The organism is Pseudomonas sp. USTB-Z (assembly GCF_019691255.1).
Taxonomy (GTDB): domain Bacteria; phylum Pseudomonadota; class Gammaproteobacteria; order Pseudomonadales; family Pseudomonadaceae; genus Aquipseudomonas; species Aquipseudomonas alloputida.
The window spans coordinates 1-15,862 of sequence record NZ_JAECZP010000025.1; the positions used below are offsets into that span (position 1 = coordinate 1).

Consider the following 15,862-nt stretch of genomic DNA (forward strand, 5'->3'; position numbering starts at 1 on the left):
GGAGGGAGGTGACGGGCATGGATGCCCGTCAAGCGCTGGGCCCCAGGATGGGGCCTGCAGCGCGGTCCTCCCGGGAGCAAGCCCGGAGCGAGGGGACCCCGGAGCGCAGCGTAGGGGCCGGATGATAGGAGCCGACGGTTTTGGTTACTTTGGCCACGACCAAAGTAACCCGCCGGAAGGGCGGAAAGGTGAATAGGCGCCCACATCGTGAATGAATGTCTACTTGATGTGAAAGCGCACAACCCAAAGGCCCAAAAGCCCAAAAGCTTAAGCGCTGGTTCTGATCGGGCGTACAGTCCATTTGCGATGGCCGCAAGGCCTCCTGAAGTCGCAATCTGCGTTGCCTGAACTACCGCGCACTTAGAAGCAAGATCAAAAGCGAAAAGCGCTCAGCGCCGTACCTGCTTGAGGGTTTCGGCAATCAGGAATGCCAACTCCAGCGACTGATCAGCATTCATCCGCGGATCACAATGGGTGTGATACCGGTCAGACAACGCATCCTCGGTGATCGGCCGCGCACCGCCGATGCATTCGGTGACGTTCTGCCCAGTCATCTCGATATGGATACCGCCAGCATGGCTGCCCTCGGCCTGGTGTACCTGGAAGAACTGCTTCACCTCATCCAGAATCTGCGCAAAATCGCGGGTCTTGTAACCGCTGCTGGCCTTGATGGTGTTGCCGTGCATCGGATCGGAACTCCACAGCACCTTGCGCCCCTCGCGCTCGACAGTGCGGATCAGCCCAGGCAAGTGGTCGCCAACCTTGCCCGCGCCCATGCGCACGATCAGGTTCAAACGCCCCGGGTCGTTCGCCGGGTTGAGCGTGTCGATCAGGCGGATCAGCTCTTCGGGGTTCATGCTCGGGCCAACCTTGACCCCGATCGGGTTGTGCACGCCACGCAGGAACTCCACATGGGCCCCATCGAGCTGGCGGGTGCGGTCGCCGATCCACAGCATGTGCGCCGAGCAGTCGTAGTAGTCGCCAGTCAGGCTGTCCTGGCGTACGAAGGCTTCTTCATAGTTCAGCAGCAGCGCTTCGTGAGCCGTGAAGAAGCTGGTTTCGCGCAGTTGCGGCGCACTGTCCAGGCCACAGGCACGCATGAACGCCAGGGTTTCATCGATGCGATTGGCCAACTGGTGGTACTTGTCGGCCAGCGCCGAGTTGGCGATGAAGTCCAGGTTCCACTTGTGCACCTGGTGCAGGTCGGCAAACCCGCCCTGGGCGAACGCGCGCAGCAGGTTGAGGCTGGCGGTGGCCTGGTGGTAGGCCTGCAGCAGGCGTTCCGGGTCCGGAATGCGGCTTTTGGCGTCGAAACCGATGCCGTTGACGATGTCGCCACGGTAGGCGGGGAGGGTGATGTCGCCAATGGTTTCATCGCCAGATGAGCGCGGTTTGGCGAACTGCCCGGCCATACGCCCCACTTTCACCACCGGGCAGCCGGCGGCAAAGGTCATGACAATGGCCATTTGCAGCAACACCTTGAAGGTGTCGCGGATTTTTGCAGCCGAGAACTCGGCGAAGCTCTCGGCGCAATCACCGCCCTGAAGCAGAAAGGCACGGCCTTCGGTGACCTCGGCGAACTGCCGGCGCAGCTCGCGCGCCTCACCCGCGAACACCAGCGGCGGGTAGCTGGCCAGGGTCTGTTCAACCTTCAGCAGGTGCGCGGCATCGGGGTAGGTCGGTTGCTGCTGGATCGGCAGGGCACGCCAGCTGTCGGGGCTCCACGGTTGGTTCATCTTGGGCTCGGTCTTGTCGGTTGTAGGCTATGGGCCATGGTAACAGTTGGCGCTGCGCTTGTTGCATCAAGGGTGTTGGCGGACAATGCGCGTTTTTGCGCAGGCGGGTGGTGGACATGACGGCGGAACGGCAAGAGCGGCTGCTGGCACGGGTGGAAGATGCGTTTGGCGTCATCAGCGTGTACGAAGTAGACGACTACCGCTTTCTGGAATTCGGCGATGCGATCGAGCAAAGCTGTGTGTTCACCGCCGACCCCAGCTGGCTGGAGTACGACTACACCCGCGCCATGCTGGTGGGGGCGCTGTGCCACGAACTGCCTGAGAGTGCACTGTTTCTGGGCCTGGGCGCCGGCACGCTGACCCAGGCCTGCATGAAGTTCCTGCCGTTGGAAGACATCGAGGCCATCGAGCTGCGCCCGGATGTGCCGCGCCTGGCCATGGATTACCTGGGCCTGGACGACGACCCGCGGCTGTATGTGCGCATCGGCGATGCTCTGGAGCTGCTGCCCACTGCAGAGAAGGCCGACCTGCTGTTCGTTGACTTGTACACCGACCATGGTCCTGGGGTCGGGCACCTGGCGTGGAACTTTCTGGAGAACTGCCAGCAGCACCTGAACCCGGGCGGCTGGCTGGTGATCAACCAGTGGGCCACCGATGATGGCAGGCCGCTGGGCGCGGCGTTGTTGCGCGGGTTGTACCACCGGCATTACTGGGAACTGCCTGTGAAGGAGGGCAATGTGATTTTGCTGGTGCCGGCAGACCTGGAGCAGTCGCTGGACCTGGACGGTTTGAGGGCCCGGGCCGAGGCGCTGGCGCCGCGTTTGGGGTACAGCCTCGAGGGGCTGATCCGCGAGATTCGGCCGGCGACGTGAGTGGCTGACGCGCGCCGACACCGAGCGCGCCAGGCTTCAGGGGATTATCGATTCAGCCTGTCGTGCTTGATGGCCCGATACTGGCCCTGCCTCCATGAAAATATTCCTCACGTACGCGACTATTTCAGGTATAGTACGCGCCGGTCTTTTAGCGGACCTCAAAATCAGGTGGTGCAAATCCTCCGAGTCCAGCTTCGGCTGCGCGTCCGCTAGGCGGACCTTCCCAAGTTTTCTTTTTCAATCGTTTTCGCAAATCCCCGCCGCCAAAGCTGCCTGGGTGACCTGACGGTCTTTCAAGGCATGTGCAGCTTTGGAGCATGGGTCTTTGCGGATGCACCTAGAGGCAGACCCATGACCCAGGAAACCGGCGGCTTCGCCGCTCTCGATCTTAACCCGAACATTGTTGCTGCCGTTGTGGCTACCGGCTACGAAGAGCCGTCCGCCATTCAGCAACAATCGATCCCGATCATCCTCGCCGGTCACGACATGATCGGCCAGGCGCAGACTGGCACCGGCAAAACCGCTGCCTTCGCCCTGCCGATCCTGAACAAGATCGATGTGAGCAAGCGCGAACCGCAAGCCCTGATCCTGGCGCCAACCCGTGAGTTGGCGCTGCAAGTTGCTACCGCTTTCGAAACCTACGCCAAGCAGATGCCGGGCGTGAACGTTGTCGCCGTCTACGGTGGTGCCCCGATGGGCCCACAGCTGCGTGCGATCCGCAACGGCGCGCAAATCGTCGTGGCCACCCCGGGCCGTCTGTGCGACCACCTGCGTCGTGACGAAAAAGTCTTGTCGACCGTACAGTACCTGGTACTGGACGAAGCCGACGAGATGCTGAAGCTGGGCTTCATGGACGACCTCGAAGTGATCTTCGACGCAATCCCGGCTACCCGTCAGACCGTACTGTTCTCCGCTACCCTGCCGTCGTCGATCCGTTCGATCGCCGAGCGTCACCTGCGTGAACCCAAGCACGTCAAGATCCAGACCAAGACCCAGACCGTTACCGCGATCGAGCAGGCCCACCTGATGGTCCACGCGGACCAGAAGATCCCGGCTGTGCTGCGTCTGCTGGAAGTGGAAGAGTTTGACGCGCTGATCGCCTTCGTGCGTACCAAGCAAGCCACCCTGGACCTGGCCGCCGCGCTGGAAGCCAAAGGCTACAAGGCTGCTGCACTGAACGGCGATATCGCCCAGAACCAGCGTGAGCGCGTGATCGACTCGCTCAAGGATGGCCGCCTGGACATCGTCGTCGCCACCGACGTCGCTGCCCGTGGCCTGGACGTACCGCGCATCACTCACGTGTTCAACGTTGACATGCCGTACGACCCAGAGTCCTACGTACACCGTATCGGCCGTACTGGCCGTGCCGGTCGCGATGGCCGTGCACTGTTGCTGGTTACCCCGCGTGAGCGCCGCATGCTGCAGGTGATCGAGCGTGTTACCGGGCAGAAGGTTGCCGAAGCGCGCCTGCCGAATGCCCAGGCCGTGCTGGATGCCCGCATCAAGAAGCTGACCTCGAGCCTGGCGCCGCTGGTAGCCGAAGCAGAAGCCACCCACGGCGAGCTGTTCGACCGCCTGACCACCGACCTGGGTTGCAGCGCGCGTGCTCTGGCTTCGGCCCTGCTGCGCAAGGCCACCAATGGCCAGGCGCTGGACCTGGCGGCGGTAGAGCGCGAGCAGCCACTGGTGCCGAGCTTCGCCCCGCGTGGTGAGCGTACCGAGCGCGGTGAGCGTGGCGAGCGTCCTGACCGTGGTGATCGTGAGCGCCGTGCACCGCTGCCGTTGGCCGAAGGCCGCGTGCGTTGCCGTACCGCCCTGGGTGCCCGTGATGGCATCGCTGCCAAGAACCTGCTGGGGGCGATCCTCAACGAAGGTGGCCTGGCGCGTGACGCTATCGGCCGCATCCAGGTGCGCGACAGCTTCAGCCTGGTCGAGCTGCCGGAAGACGGCCTCGAGAAGCTGCTGTCCAAGCTCAAGGACACCCGCGTGGCTGGCAAGCAGCTGAAGCTGCGTCGCTACCGCGAGGATTGATCCTGGCGTAACGAAAAAATCCCCGGCTTAGGTCGGGGATTTTTTTTGCCAGTACCGGCCCTTTGGCGGGCAAGCCCGCTCCTACAGGTACCCCACAGATTTCAGTACCTGTAGGAGCGGGCTTGCCCGCGAAGAGGCCCTTCAGTCGAACCGATAGATGTCCATCCCCAGCGCGCCCAGGGTAAACCCCTGATGCACCACGCCGAACTTGCTCCCGGCCCCGAGGGCAAAGAACAGCGGCAGCAAATGCTCATCACTGGGATGGTTGCGCACCGCAAACGGCGCCTGCTGCCGGTAATCCAGCAACGCCGCCTGGTCATCCTCCTGCAGCCGGTCTACCACCCAATCCCTGAACGCCAGCGCCCATGGCTCGATCACATCCGGCCCTGCATGCCAGTCCAGCTCACCCAGGTTGTGGGTAATGCTGCCTGACCCTATCAGCAGTACATCCTCGGTACGCAACCCCGCCAGTGCCTGGCCCACTTTTAGCTGCAGCGCCGGCCCCATGTGGCTGGGCAGTGAAACCTGCACCACGGGAATGCTCGCATCCGGGTACATCAGCGACAGTGGCACCCAGGCGCCATGGTCGAATGGGCGTTGCATGTCCAGGTGCGCGGGTAACCCCGCAGCCTTCAACCGCTCACTGACCTGGCCAGCAAGCCCGGGCTCGCCCGGCGCCGGGTACTGCACCGCATACAGGGCCGGTGGGAAACCGTAGAAGTCATGCCAGGTTTCCGGCTGTGCGCTGCCGGTGACCAGCAGCTCGCGGCTTTCCCAGTGTGCCGACACCACCACGATCGCTTTCGGCCGTGGCAGGGCGTTGGCCAACCCGGACAGTGCCGGCCCGCTGGCGCCGGGTTGCAGGGCAAGCATGGGGGAACCATGGGAAATGAACAGGCTGGGCAGCATGGCGGGGTCCTGAAGGTTAAGATGCAACCATCATCGATTAACTACAGATCGAAATCCAAACCAAGTTTTACCGACAAATCATCTAAAAATCGGGAGTAATCATGGAACCAGCGTTCTGGCAGCAGCGGTGGGCCGATAACCAGATCGGCTTTCACCAGGCGCAGGTGAACCCCTATCTGCAGACGTATTGGCCACAGTTGCAGTTGGCGCCCGGCAGCCGCGTGCTGGTGCCGTTGTGTGGCAAGAGCCTGGACCTGGCCTGGCTGGCCGGTCAGGGCCATCGTGTATTGGGTGTGGAGCTGTCGCGGCGGGCGGTGGAGGATTTTTTCCGTGAGCACGGGCTTGAGGCTGAGGTGCGGCAGCAGGGCGCATTCGAGGTTTGGCGCAGTGGAGATGTGCAGCTGTGGTGTGGCGACTTCTTTGCCTTGCGGGCAGAGGATGTGGCTGACTGCGTGGGGCTGTATGACCGGGCGGCGGTGATTGCGCTGCCGGTGCAGATGCGTGCGCGGTATATGCAGCTGTTGTCGGGGTTGCTGCCGACAAGCTGCCGGGGGTTGGTGGTGACGCTGGAGTATGACCAGTCATTGTTGGCCGGGCCGCCGTTTTCGGTCAGGGATGAAGAGCTGAGGCAGGGGTTTGCGGGGTGGCAGGTGGAGCAACTGGAGGCTGTGGAGGTGATTGAGGAGAGCCCGAAGTTTGTGCAGGCCGGGGCCTCGAGTTTGTTGGAGCGGGTGTACCGGCTCAGCCGGTAAGCAGGGAGGGCGGGCTGCCCCGGCCCATGTGGGAGCGGGCGTGCCCGCGAACCAGGCGGCGCGTTAGATGGCACCGGCTTTGCCGGTGTTCGCGGGCGCGCCCGCTCCCACAGAAGCTGCGTAAGGCCGGGAATAAAAAAGGGCGACCGAAGTCGCCCTTTGTTTTCTCAGGTGGATCAGCCGCGGCGGCGCAGGGCCTCAATGCGTTCTTCCAGCGGCGGGTGGCTCATCAGCAACCCTGCCAGGCCGTGCTTGAGGCCGCCATTGATGCCGAAAGCCTTCATGGTGTCAGGCATGTGCACTGGCAGGCCTTGTTCCACGCGCAGGCGCTGCAGGGCGCCGATCATTGCCGCAGTACCGGCCAGTTGCGCACCGGCTTCGTCTGCGCGGAATTCGCGGCGGCGCGAGAACCACATCACGATCATGCTGGCCAGGATGCCAAGGATCAGCTCGGCAACGATGGTTGCTACATAGTAGGCAATGCCTTGGCCCTCTTCGTTCTTGAAGATCACCTTGTCGACAAAGTTGCCGATGATGCGGGCAAAGAACATCACGAAGGTGTTCACCACGCCCTGCACCAGCGCCAGGGTGACCATGTCGCCGTTGGCAACGTGGCCAATTTCGTGGGCCAGTACCGCACGCACTTCATCGGGCGAGAAGCGCTCCAGCAGGCCCTGGGACACTGCGACCAGCGCGTCGTTGCGGTTCCAGCCGGTGGCGAAGGCGTTGGCCTCGTAAGCCGGGAAGATACCCACTTCAGGCATTTTGATGCCCGCTTCGCGAGACAGCTCTTCGACCGTTTGCAGCAGCCACTGCTCGTGGCGGGTGCGCGGCTGGCTGATGATCTGGGTGCCGGTGGTCATCTTCGCCATCCACTTGGAGATGAACAGCGAGACGAGGGAGCCGGCAAAGCCGAACACGGCGCAGAACACCAGCAGGCTGCTGAGGTTCAGGTCGACCCCGTTGGCGGCCATGAACCCGTTGAAACCGAACAGGCTCAGGGTAATGCTTGCAACCAGCACCACCGCGAGGTTGGTGGCTACAAACAACAGAATGCGCATCATGGTTGTTACGTTCTCCTGACGGATGAGTTGTCGCTTACTGCGGGGTATATAAGGGGCCTGCCGCGCCGATTCAATCGGGGGACTATTTCAAACTGTGTACGGCGGAGTATGGCAGAGGATGGCGTGGGGGCTGTGGGATAGAGCGTTGCAGGATGTAAGAAACATTCGGCTTGGGGGTTGCGTCAAGGCTGCTGGGTGTTTGCCGCAAGGGGTGTGGCGCCTGTGAGATCGAGCGCCGCCCGCGCGGCGCTTCGCGGGTAAACCCGCTCCTACGTTTGTTTCGGGCCAGTCCATCCTGTGCCAGGCGCGCGCGATCGCCTTGTTTGTACGACGCGATATCGAGCCATGCGCCAGGGCGTTCGCGCGCAAATCCCACAGGCATAATTGGCCCGAAACAAACGTAGGAGCGGGTTTACCCGCGAAGCGCCGCGCGGGCGGCGCTCGATCTGCGCCCCACCACCACCCCCGCGTCGAACCTCTCGTGGCCCCCGTCGAACCCTACTGCGAATAACCCTTCAGGAAATTGCCGATCCGGCCAATGGCTGCTTCCAGGTCGTCCACCCGCGGCAAGGTCACCACGCGGAAGTGGTCCGGCCACGGCCAGTTGAACGCCGTTCCTTGTACGATCAGCAGCTTCTCCGACAGCAACAGGTCAAGGGCGAACTTCTCGTCGTTGAGGATCGGGCAAACCTTCGGGTCGATCCGCGGGAATGCATACAGCGCGCCCATCGGCTTCACGCAGCTGACGCCGGGGATGTCGTTGAGCAGTTCGTAGGTGCGGTTGCGCTGCTCCAGCAGGCGCCCCGGTGGCAGCACCAGGTCGTTGATGCTCTGGTAGCCGCCCAGCGCGGTCTGGATGGCATGCTGGGCCGGCACGTTGGCGCACAGGCGCATGTTGGCCAGCATGTCGATGCCTTCGATGTAGCTGTGTGCGTGGTGCTTGGGCCCGGAAATGATCAGCCAGCCAGAGCGGAAGCCCGCCACCCGGTACGACTTGGACAAGCCGTTGAAGGTCAGGCACAGCAGGTCCGGGGCCAGCGAGGCGGTGCTGATGTGCACGGCTTCGTCGTACAGGATCTTGTCGTAGATCTCGTCGGAGAACACCACCAGGTTGTGCTGGCGGGCCAGCTCCAGCATGCCCAGCAGCAGCTCTTTGGAGTAGACGGCGCCGGTCGGGTTGTTCGGGTTGATGATCACCAGCGCCTTGGTGTTCGGGGTGATCTTGGCCTTGATGTCCTCAAGGTCAGGGAACCAGTCGGCCTGCTCGTCGCACAGGTAGTGCACCGGCTTGCCGCCGGCCAGGCTCACGGCGGCAGTCCACAGCGGGTAGTCGGGGGCCGGGATCAGCACTTCGTCGCCGTTGTTGAGCAGCGCCTGCATCGACATGACGATCAGCTCGGACACACCATTACCCAGGTAGATGTCCTCGATGGTGACGCCTTCGATTTCTTTCTGCTGGCAGTACTGCATCACCGCCTTGCGGGCACTGAACAGGCCTTTGGAGTCGCTGTAGCCCTGTGCGGTGGGCAGGTTGCGGATCACATCCTGAAGGATTTCATCAGGCGCCTCGAAGCCAAACGGCGCCGGGTTGCCGATGTTCAGCTTGAGGATGCGGTGGCCTTCCTCCTCCAGGCGTTTGGCGTGCTTGAGCACTGGGCCGCGAATGTCGTAGCAGACATTGGCGAGCTTGTTCGATTTGCTGAACTGCATGATGGGATCCCGATTGAGAAAACGCGCTACGCCCCGCCGAAAGGTTTGAAAGGGCAGGAAGCGGGTGCCAGACTGAACGCCTGGCACACGAAGCCAACTAATATACGTGCCACCCGCGCCCCGGAAAAGACGGTGTGGGGTGAAATTCAGCCTGCCGAGGTTTCTACATGAAAAAGATCGAAAAAACCCTGGACGAATGGCGGTCGATGCTCGACCCCGAGCAGTACCAGGTCTGCCGCCTCAAGGGCACCGAACGGCCATTCAGCGGCAAGTACAACAGCGAGCGCCGCGATGGCATCTACCATTGCATTTGCTGCGGCCTGGCGCTGTTCGATGCGCAGACCAAGTTCGACGCTGGCTGCGGTTGGCCAAGTTTCTACGCCCCGATCGAGGACAGCGCGATGATCGAGATTCGCGACACCTCCCACGGCATGATCCGCACCGAGGTCACCTGCGCCCGTTGCGATGCGCACCTGGGGCATGTGTTCCCTGACGGCCCGCCACCGACCGGCCTGCGCTACTGCATCAACTCGGTGTGCATCGACCTTCGTCCGCGCGACTGACCGGAGCCCGATCATGGCTGCAACGATGCTGAACATCCCCTGTGTGACCCTGGGTGGCGAGCACAAGACGCTGGGCGACTTCCCGGGCAAGGTGCTGTTGGTGGTCAATACCGCCAGCCAGTGCGGTTTTACCCCGCAGTACAAGGGCCTGGAGCAACTGTGGCAGGCCTACCGCGACCGTGGCCTGGTGGTACTGGGTTTCCCGTGCAACCAGTTCGGCAAGCAGGAACCTGGCGATGCGCGGGACATTGCGCAGTTCTGCGAGCGTAATTTCGGCGTGAGTTTTCCGCTGTTTCGCAAGGTCGAGGTCAACGGCCCAGGCGCTCACCCTCTGTTCGTCGAACTCAAGCAACGCGCCCCGGGTATTTTGGGTAGCCAGAAGATCAAGTGGAACTTCACCAAGTTTCTGGTCGACCCGGCCAGTGGCCAGGTCAAGCGCTATGCCCCCTCCACCAAGCCACAGGCCCTGCAGGCGGACATCGAGCGTTTGCTCAGCCGCTGAAGGGCACCCAATGGTCGACCAGGGCCAGTAGCTCTTCGCGGCGGAATGGCTTGGCCAGGTAGTCGTTCATGCCCGCCGCCCGGCAGCGTTCGCGCTCTTCGGGCATGGCGTTGGCGGTGAGGGCGACGATCGGCAACTCGGGCCAGCGACCGCTTTGGCGGATACGCCGGCTGGCCTCGTAGCCGTCCATCACCGGCATGTTGCAGTCCATCAGCACCAGGTCGAATTCCTCACGCGCCAGCAGCTCAAGGGCCTCCGCGCCCTGGGTGGCCAGTTGCACCTGGCAGCCGAGCTTGGCCAGCATGCCCTTGGCCACCAGCTGGTTCACCGGATTGTCCTCTACCAGCAGGATCCTCGCACGGCCTTGCTCCTGGGTAATGGCCGGGATGGCCAGCGGGTGTTCGGGTTCATGGCCTTGCAAGGTGCGGCGCAGGGTCTGGTACAGGGCGTTGCGTGCCAATGGTCGGGCCAGCTGGTGCAGCGGGGCCAAGGCCAAGGACTGCTCGTTGGGCAGGAAGTTGCCGTAGGCAGTCACCAGCAGAATCGGGGTTTTCAATGCTGGTCGCAGTTCGAACAGGTGCTCGACGTCGTCGGTGATCAACAGGTCGATCACTGCGGCATCCAGCGTGGCGCAACTGTCATGGCGCTGGTAGGTCAGGCCCCAGGCAGGCAGCAAGTGCTGCAACAGTTCATTGAGCCCGCTGCCGGCTGCGCTCAGTGCGGCCACGCGGCCATGCAAGGGTGCTGGCGGGATGGCTTCGGTGTGCACGGTCAGCGGCAATTCGGCGGTGAAACAGCTGCCAAAGCCCGGCTCGGAGCGAATGTGCAGGTGGCCCTGCATGGCCTTGCACAGGTTACGCGTCAACGCCAGGCCCAGGCCGGTGCCACCGTACTGGCGGGTGATGCCGGCACCGGCCTGGGTGAAAGGCTGGAAGATGCGCGCCTGGGCGTCTTCAGGGATGCCGATGCCGGTATCCCGTACCTCAAGACGTACACCACCGACAATGGCCATCAAGCGCACATCGACACGGCCGAAGCGGGTGAACTTCAGCGCGTTGGACAGCAGGTTGCTGACGATCTGCCGCACACGCGTGGGGTCGCCGAGCACGCTGCTGGGGAAGTCGCTGGCGATCAGGCAGGTCAGCTCCACGCTTTGCGCGGTGTTCTGCGACAGCAGGTTGGCGGTGTCTTCCATCATCGAGCCCATGTCGAACGCAATGCGTTCCAGTTCCAGCTGGCCGGCATCGAACTTGGACAAGTCGAGAATATCGTTCAGCAGCTCTACCAGCACCTTGCCCGAGTCATGGGCGATAGCCAGTTGCTGGCGTTGCTCGCTGGGCAGCGGGTTGTCCAGCGCCAGGGCGATCATGCCCAGCATGCCGTTGAGCGGGGTGCGGATTTCATGGCTCATGTTGGCCAGGAAGGCGGCGCGAGCCTGGGCCATGTCCAGCGCTCGGCTGCGGGCTTGTTCCAGCTCCTGGTTGGACAGGCTCAGGCTGCTGTTGCTGGCCTTGAGCTCGTTGGTGCGCGCCGACACGATGTCTTCCAGCTCGTTCAGGTACTGGGTCAGACGGTTTTCCGCAGTGCGCCGCTGTTCGATCTCGGTGGCCATGCTGACGAACTGCTGGTTGGCGACCTTCACCAGCACGCCGATTTCGTCATGCTCATGTCCGTGTGGGCATTCCAGGCGCGTTTGCCGGGGTTTGCGCGGGTCGCTGCCGCTGAGTGCGCCAATCACCGTCACCAGCGGCTTGGTCAGCATCATGTAGAACAGCGCCAGCAGGAGGCCGGTGAGCACCAGGCTGCGGGCAAAGCCATTGAGCAGGGTGATGCCGGCACGGTCGAGAAAACGGCTGCCGAAGGCGAAGGTGTCGATGTCCAGGTACAGGGTGCCCAGGTATTGCTCTGGCATGTGGGTCAGGTACAGGCGCTCCTTGAACTGGCGTTGCTCGCCGAACAGGAAGTCGCTGAGTGGCCGGGAGCGGTCCTGCAGTTTTGGCCGCTCGACATCGGCCAGTACCGTTTCGTTGTTGTCGATCAGCCGTGCGCGGATGACGGCCGGCGACTGCAGCAGGCCGCGGGTCAGCTCCAGCGCCAGTTCCGAGTCGATGTTGTAGGCGATGCGCGAGGCCGGGTTGTGGCTGATTTGCAGCAACGCGTTCACTTCACGGTTGATGGACGCGTCTTCGCTGGCATAATCGATGCCGATCTGGATGAGACTGAGCAATGTTCCCAGGATGAAGCCGACCAGGACTGTCAACCGGGCTTGCTTGTATGACAGGCGATTGGTGAACTTGATATCCATGAGTCCCGAGCCGGTTTCCCGTTCCTTGCGCTGCGCAAGCATAGCCGAATAGCCCCGGCTGCTGGTGGGTCTGTCTGTTCATTTCAGTTGATCGCCAAGCGGGGGCCGCTTGGCGCCCCTTCGCGGGCTTGTCCGCTCCCACAGGTACAGCTTAGCCCCAGGCTGAAGGCAAGCCCTGAGGGAGCGGGCAAGCCCGCGAAGGGGCGCGCAGCGGCCCCCAAAAAACTGAGATTGTTAGGAGTCGTCATGGACGCTCGCTTGATCGCTTTTCTGGACCGCGCCGAATCGGTACTGGCGCGCCTTGAACCCCTGTTGCCGGCACAACGCCCGCACATCGACTGGGGCACCACACTGGCCGCGCGCTGGCAGCGTGATGGCCGCAGCGGCTACCTGCTGCCGCTGGACGTCAGCCTGGACATCCGCCTGACCGACCTGATCGGCGTCGACAAACAGCGCGACCAGCTGGGCCGCAACACCCACCAGTTCATCAACGGCCTGCCAGCCAACCACGCGCTGCTGTGGGGCTCGCGCGGTACTGGCAAGTCGTCGCTGGTACGTGCCTTGCTGGCTGAGCACGCCAGCGCCGGCCTGCGCCTGATCGAAATCGAACGTGACCACCTGGCCGACCTGCCGCGGGTGGTCGAGCAACTGCAGAAGTTGCCGCAACGCTTCATCCTGTTCTGCGACGACCTGTCGTTCGAAGCCGGGGAGGGCGACTACCGGGTGCTCAAGAGTGTGCTCGACGGCTCGCTGGAGCAGGCCCCGGACAACGTGCTGCTGTACGCCACCTCCAACCGCCGCCACCTGGTGCCCGAGAAGGAGAGCGACAACGAGAACTGGAAGCGTGTGGACGGCGAACTGCACCCCAGCGAAGCGGTGGAGGACAAGATTGCCCTGTCTGACCGTTTTGGCCTGTGGCTGTCGTTCTACCCGTTTACCCAGGACCACTTCCTGAACGTTGTCGAGCACTGGATTGGCCAGTTGGCACAACCTGCGGGCCTTGTGTGGCAGCGCACCGAAGCACTCGACATCCTCGCCGTGCGCTGGGCCACCGGCCGCGGCAACCGTAATGGCCGTTGTGCCTATCAGTTCGCCCGCTACTGGGTCGGGCTGCAATTGCTGGAGCAAAAGTAAATGATCGACCTCAATGCCAGTGGCGCCGGCCTCGACGGCTATAACCTGCTGGCGGCGCAAGTGCAGGCACTGTTCGCCGACGAGCGTGACTTCATCGCCAACGCCGCGCAGTTTTCCGCGTTTCTGTATAACCAGGTGGACGACCTGAACTGGGCGGGGTTCTACCTAAACCGCAACGAAGAGCTGGTGCTGGGCCCGTTCCAGGGCCAGGTGGCGTGCGTGCGCATTCCGTTCAGTAAAGGTGTGTGTGGCGCCGCGGCGGCAACGCGGCAGACCCAGCGGGTCGAGGATGTACATGCATTCCCTGGCCACATTGCCTGTGACAGTGCCTCCAACAGCGAGCTGGTGATCCCGTTGGTGAAGGACGGCAGGTTGATTGGCGTGCTGGACCTGGACAGCCCGACGGTCGGGCGGTTCAGCGAGGCGGACCAGGTGGGGCTGGAGCGGTTGGCGGCGATCTTTCTGGCGTTGACTGACTGCTGATTGATGTTGCCTGAGCCGGCCTCTTCGCTTGTAGGAGCGGGTTTACCCGCGAAGAGGCCGGTACAGGTTAACCAATCAGTCGTAGATCACCTTCTTCTTCCAGGTTTCTTCCTCATCGGTCTTGAGCCCATCGGTCAATTCGTTGTGCTCGTCCTCCGCCGGTGCCATGCGGTCCAGCACCTGGGCATTGGCCCGGGCCAACAGTTTCTCAAGATACGTCAGCTGCTCTTCATACACCTTAGGCTCGGGCTGCTTGCGCAAATACTGCACGCCGCGCTCGAAGGCCAGGCGCGCCTGGCCGGGCTGGCCTTTTTGCAGGGCCTGTTGACCAAGGTTGTTGAAAAACTCGATGTGCAGCAGCACCAGGACATGGCGGATTTCCTTGACCCAATGCTTGGCCTCGACAGCGGGCAAAAAGCCTTCATGGGCAGCGCGGGTCACCTGATTGTGCAGCGCCTCCAGCAAGAAGCGTACGTCCTTGGCCTTGATCTCGGTGTGGATCGGGTTGGGTGGGTTGTTGACCGGGATCTTGTCGCCCAGGGCAATCAGCCCTTCCAGTTCGGCGATGCGCGCCTTGAATTCGGCATTGTGCTTGTCCACCGCCAGCAGGCGCTGGTTGAGGTTCAGCTCCAGGCGGGTCAGCAGCAACTTGAGGGCCGGGGTCATGAACTGGCCGGGGAATGTCTCGGTGATTTCGCCACAACGGCGCAGGCGGTCGGCCAGCTCGATCTTCGTCCGGGCGCGTTCTAGCTTGCCATTCTCGACCACGTTGTTGAGGTAGCCGATCACGATCAGCAACGCGATGCCCGCCACGATGAGCAGGGTGATCAGAAGTGGTGTCACCGTTAAAGCCTCATGAATAGGTTTGCATGATTGAGTGTAGGAGCGAGCTTGCTCGCGAGAGGCCCTGACAGCCATTCTCTTTTTCTATCGGCAAACTGTGCCATGACTGGATGCTGGCACATTAATGCTGACTTGACGCCAGAAAATCAACGCCAAACCCCGGCAGGCTTGCCAAAACAGCGCTTGGTGTACCCGGAAGTCATTGATTTAAATAAATTTCTACAAAGGGGTTGACGCCTTCCCGAACCATCCATAGAATGCGCGCCACTTGCAGCGTAAAGCACACAGCGAAACGCAGCAGGGAGTGAAAGCAGGCAGTAATGCCAGCAGCGTGTCCCCTTCGTCTAGTGGCCTAGGACACCGCCCTTTCACGGCGGTAACAGGGGTTCGAGTCCCCTAGGGGACGCCAATGCGGGAATAGCTCAGTTGGTAGAGCACGACCTTGCCAAGGTCGGGGTCGCGAGTTCGAGTCTCGTTTCCCGCTCCAGTTTCTCCGGCACTGCTTAACGGCGGGGCAGGAAAAGAAAATCCAGGCTGAATCGTGAGGTTCATGTTCTGGTGCACTGAAAAGTGTTGTGTGTCCCCTTCGTCTAGTGGCCTAGGACACCGCCCTTTCACGGCGGTAACAGGGGTTCGAGTCCCCTAGGGGACGCCAAATGCGGGAATAGCTCAGTTGGTAGAGCACGACCTTGCCAAGGTCGGGGTCGCGAGTTCGAGTCTCGTTTCCCGCTCCAGTTTAAATACTGTGGCGTCTATGCGGTGCAGTGGTGGTGAAGGTCGTCAAGGCGCTTCACGCCGAAAGCGGTAAAGTTTCACAATGCGGGAATAGCTCAGTTGGTAGAGCACGACCTTGCCAAGGTCGGGGTCGCGAGTTCGAGTCTCGTTTCCCGCTCCAAACGTAAGATAAAAAAGGGACCTCAGGTCCCTTTTTTTTTCGTCTCGATTTCACCCCGATACA

The 15,862-nt window shown here is 62.3% G+C and carries 12 protein-coding genes, 5 tRNA genes and 1 pseudogene; 12 read left to right on the top strand and 6 right to left on the bottom strand.

Translation table 11 applies throughout. The features are described from left to right. Positions 1-389: 389 nt before the first annotated feature. Positions 390-1,736: a class II 3-deoxy-7-phosphoheptulonate synthase gene (locus I8746_RS22855; RefSeq protein ID WP_003247094.1), complete on the bottom strand. Its 1,347-nt coding sequence runs from the start codon at positions 1,734-1,736 to the stop codon at positions 390-392. A 116-nt stretch (positions 1,737-1,852) separates the two neighbouring features. On the opposite strand from I8746_RS22855, the gene I8746_RS22860 reads away from it, so the two are divergent. Then, complete coding sequence (locus I8746_RS22860) at positions 1,853-2,608, top strand: spermidine synthase (RefSeq protein ID WP_003247095.1); 756 nt, start codon at positions 1,853-1,855, stop codon at positions 2,606-2,608. Positions 2,609-2,925: 317 nt separating this feature from the next. Beyond that, positions 2,926-4,639: pseudogene (locus I8746_RS22865) on the top strand (DEAD/DEAH box helicase). A gap of 141 nt (positions 4,640-4,780) precedes the next feature. On the opposite strand, the gene I8746_RS22870 reads toward I8746_RS22865, so the two are convergent. Then, the gene (locus I8746_RS22870) at positions 4,781-5,548 is read right to left on the bottom strand and encodes a class III extradiol ring-cleavage dioxygenase (protein WP_064614035.1); all 768 of its coding nucleotides are present in this window, start codon (positions 5,546-5,548) and stop codon (positions 4,781-4,783) included. 101 nt (positions 5,549-5,649) lie between these two features. Here I8746_RS22870 and I8746_RS22875 point away from each other — a divergent pair, with 101 nt between their 5' ends. Further along, complete coding sequence (locus I8746_RS22875) at positions 5,650-6,300, top strand: thiopurine S-methyltransferase (protein WP_004575938.1); 651 nt, start codon at positions 5,650-5,652, stop codon at positions 6,298-6,300. A 176-nt stretch (positions 6,301-6,476) separates the two neighbouring features. Here the strand turns inward: I8746_RS22875 and htpX are convergent, their stop codons facing one another. Together htpX and I8746_RS22885 are read right to left on the bottom strand one after the other, a co-directional pair. Then, the gene (gene htpX / locus I8746_RS22880; protein WP_004575939.1) at positions 6,477-7,364 is read right to left on the bottom strand and encodes a protease HtpX; all 888 of its coding nucleotides are present in this window, start codon (positions 7,362-7,364) and stop codon (positions 6,477-6,479) included. 498 nt (positions 7,365-7,862) lie between these two features. Then, positions 7,863-9,074: a pyridoxal phosphate-dependent aminotransferase gene (locus I8746_RS22885; protein ID WP_003247100.1), complete on the bottom strand. Its 1,212-nt coding sequence runs from the start codon at positions 9,072-9,074 to the stop codon at positions 7,863-7,865. 167 nt (positions 9,075-9,241) lie between these two features. Between I8746_RS22885 and msrB the strand changes: the two genes are divergently transcribed. Continuing rightward, a complete protein-coding gene (gene msrB / locus I8746_RS22890) occupies positions 9,242-9,637 on the top strand; it encodes a peptide-methionine (R)-S-oxide reductase MsrB (protein ID WP_003247101.1) in 396 nt (131 codons plus the stop codon). A 13-nt stretch (positions 9,638-9,650) separates the two neighbouring features. After that, the gene (locus I8746_RS22895; protein ID WP_108190976.1) at positions 9,651-10,139 is read left to right on the top strand and encodes a glutathione peroxidase; all 489 of its coding nucleotides are present in this window, start codon (positions 9,651-9,653) and stop codon (positions 10,137-10,139) included. Here I8746_RS22895 and I8746_RS22900 read toward each other — a convergent pair. After that, entirely contained in the window at positions 10,129-12,486 is a 2,358-nt protein-coding gene (locus tag I8746_RS22900) for a response regulator (protein WP_221101083.1), read from the bottom strand. The two genes, I8746_RS22895 and I8746_RS22900, sit on opposite strands and share 11 nt — an antisense overlap. A gap of 204 nt (positions 12,487-12,690) precedes the next feature. Between I8746_RS22900 and I8746_RS22905 the strand changes: the two genes are divergently transcribed. Further along, positions 12,691-13,578 (top strand): ATP-binding protein, encoded by an 888-nt coding sequence (locus I8746_RS22905; protein WP_003247104.1) that lies wholly within the window; start codon positions 12,691-12,693, stop codon positions 13,576-13,578. Next, positions 13,579-14,061, top strand: coding sequence for a GAF domain-containing protein (locus tag I8746_RS22910; protein ID WP_003247105.1), 483 nt, complete (start codon positions 13,579-13,581; stop codon positions 14,059-14,061). Positions 14,062-14,136: 75 nt separating this feature from the next. On the opposite strand, the gene I8746_RS22915 is transcribed toward I8746_RS22910, so the two are convergent. Next, complete coding sequence (locus I8746_RS22915; RefSeq protein ID WP_014754096.1) at positions 14,137-14,904, bottom strand: hypothetical protein; 768 nt, start codon at positions 14,902-14,904, stop codon at positions 14,137-14,139. 333 nt (positions 14,905-15,237) lie between these two features. Here I8746_RS22915 and I8746_RS22920 point away from each other — a divergent pair. From I8746_RS22920 to I8746_RS22940, 5 genes are all read left to right on the top strand, one after another. Then, a tRNA-Glu gene (locus I8746_RS22920) sits at positions 15,238-15,313 on the top strand. Between the two features lie 2 nt (positions 15,314-15,315). After that, positions 15,316-15,391 (top strand) — tRNA-Gly (locus I8746_RS22925). A gap of 92 nt (positions 15,392-15,483) precedes the next feature. Then, a tRNA-Glu gene (locus I8746_RS22930) sits at positions 15,484-15,559 on the top strand. A gap of 3 nt (positions 15,560-15,562) precedes the next feature. Continuing rightward, positions 15,563-15,638 (top strand) — tRNA-Gly (locus tag I8746_RS22935). An 85-nt stretch (positions 15,639-15,723) separates the two neighbouring features. Beyond that, a tRNA-Gly gene (locus tag I8746_RS22940) sits at positions 15,724-15,799 on the top strand. Positions 15,800-15,862: the final 63 nt, after the last annotated feature.

What these genes read in the sequence shown, in the direction of transcription:
- I8746_RS22855 (WP_003247094.1), bottom strand. Translation starts at nt 1,736, where the DNA reads ATGAACCAACCGTGGAGCCCCGACAGCTGGCGTGCCCTGCCGATCCAG.
- I8746_RS22860 (WP_003247095.1), top strand. Translation starts at nt 1,853, where the DNA reads ATGACGGCGGAACGGCAAGAGCGGCTGCTGGCACGGGTGGAAGATGCG.
- I8746_RS22870 (WP_064614035.1), bottom strand. Translation starts at nt 5,548, where the DNA reads ATGCTGCCCAGCCTGTTCATTTCCCATGGTTCCCCCATGCTTGCCCTG.
- I8746_RS22875 (WP_004575938.1), top strand. Translation starts at nt 5,650, where the DNA reads ATGGAACCAGCGTTCTGGCAGCAGCGGTGGGCCGATAACCAGATCGGC.
- htpX (WP_004575939.1), bottom strand. Translation starts at nt 7,364, where the DNA reads ATGATGCGCATTCTGTTGTTTGTAGCCACCAACCTCGCGGTGGTGCTG.
- I8746_RS22885 (WP_003247100.1), bottom strand. Translation starts at nt 9,074, where the DNA reads ATGCAGTTCAGCAAATCGAACAAGCTCGCCAATGTCTGCTACGACATT.
- msrB (WP_003247101.1), top strand. Translation starts at nt 9,242, where the DNA reads ATGAAAAAGATCGAAAAAACCCTGGACGAATGGCGGTCGATGCTCGAC.
- I8746_RS22895 (WP_108190976.1), top strand. Translation starts at nt 9,651, where the DNA reads ATGGCTGCAACGATGCTGAACATCCCCTGTGTGACCCTGGGTGGCGAG.
- I8746_RS22900 (WP_221101083.1), bottom strand. Translation starts at nt 12,486, where the DNA reads ATGCTTGCGCAGCGCAAGGAACGGGAAACCGGCTCGGGACTCATGGAT.
- I8746_RS22905 (WP_003247104.1), top strand. Translation starts at nt 12,691, where the DNA reads ATGGACGCTCGCTTGATCGCTTTTCTGGACCGCGCCGAATCGGTACTG.
- I8746_RS22910 (WP_003247105.1), top strand. Translation starts at nt 13,579, where the DNA reads ATGATCGACCTCAATGCCAGTGGCGCCGGCCTCGACGGCTATAACCTG.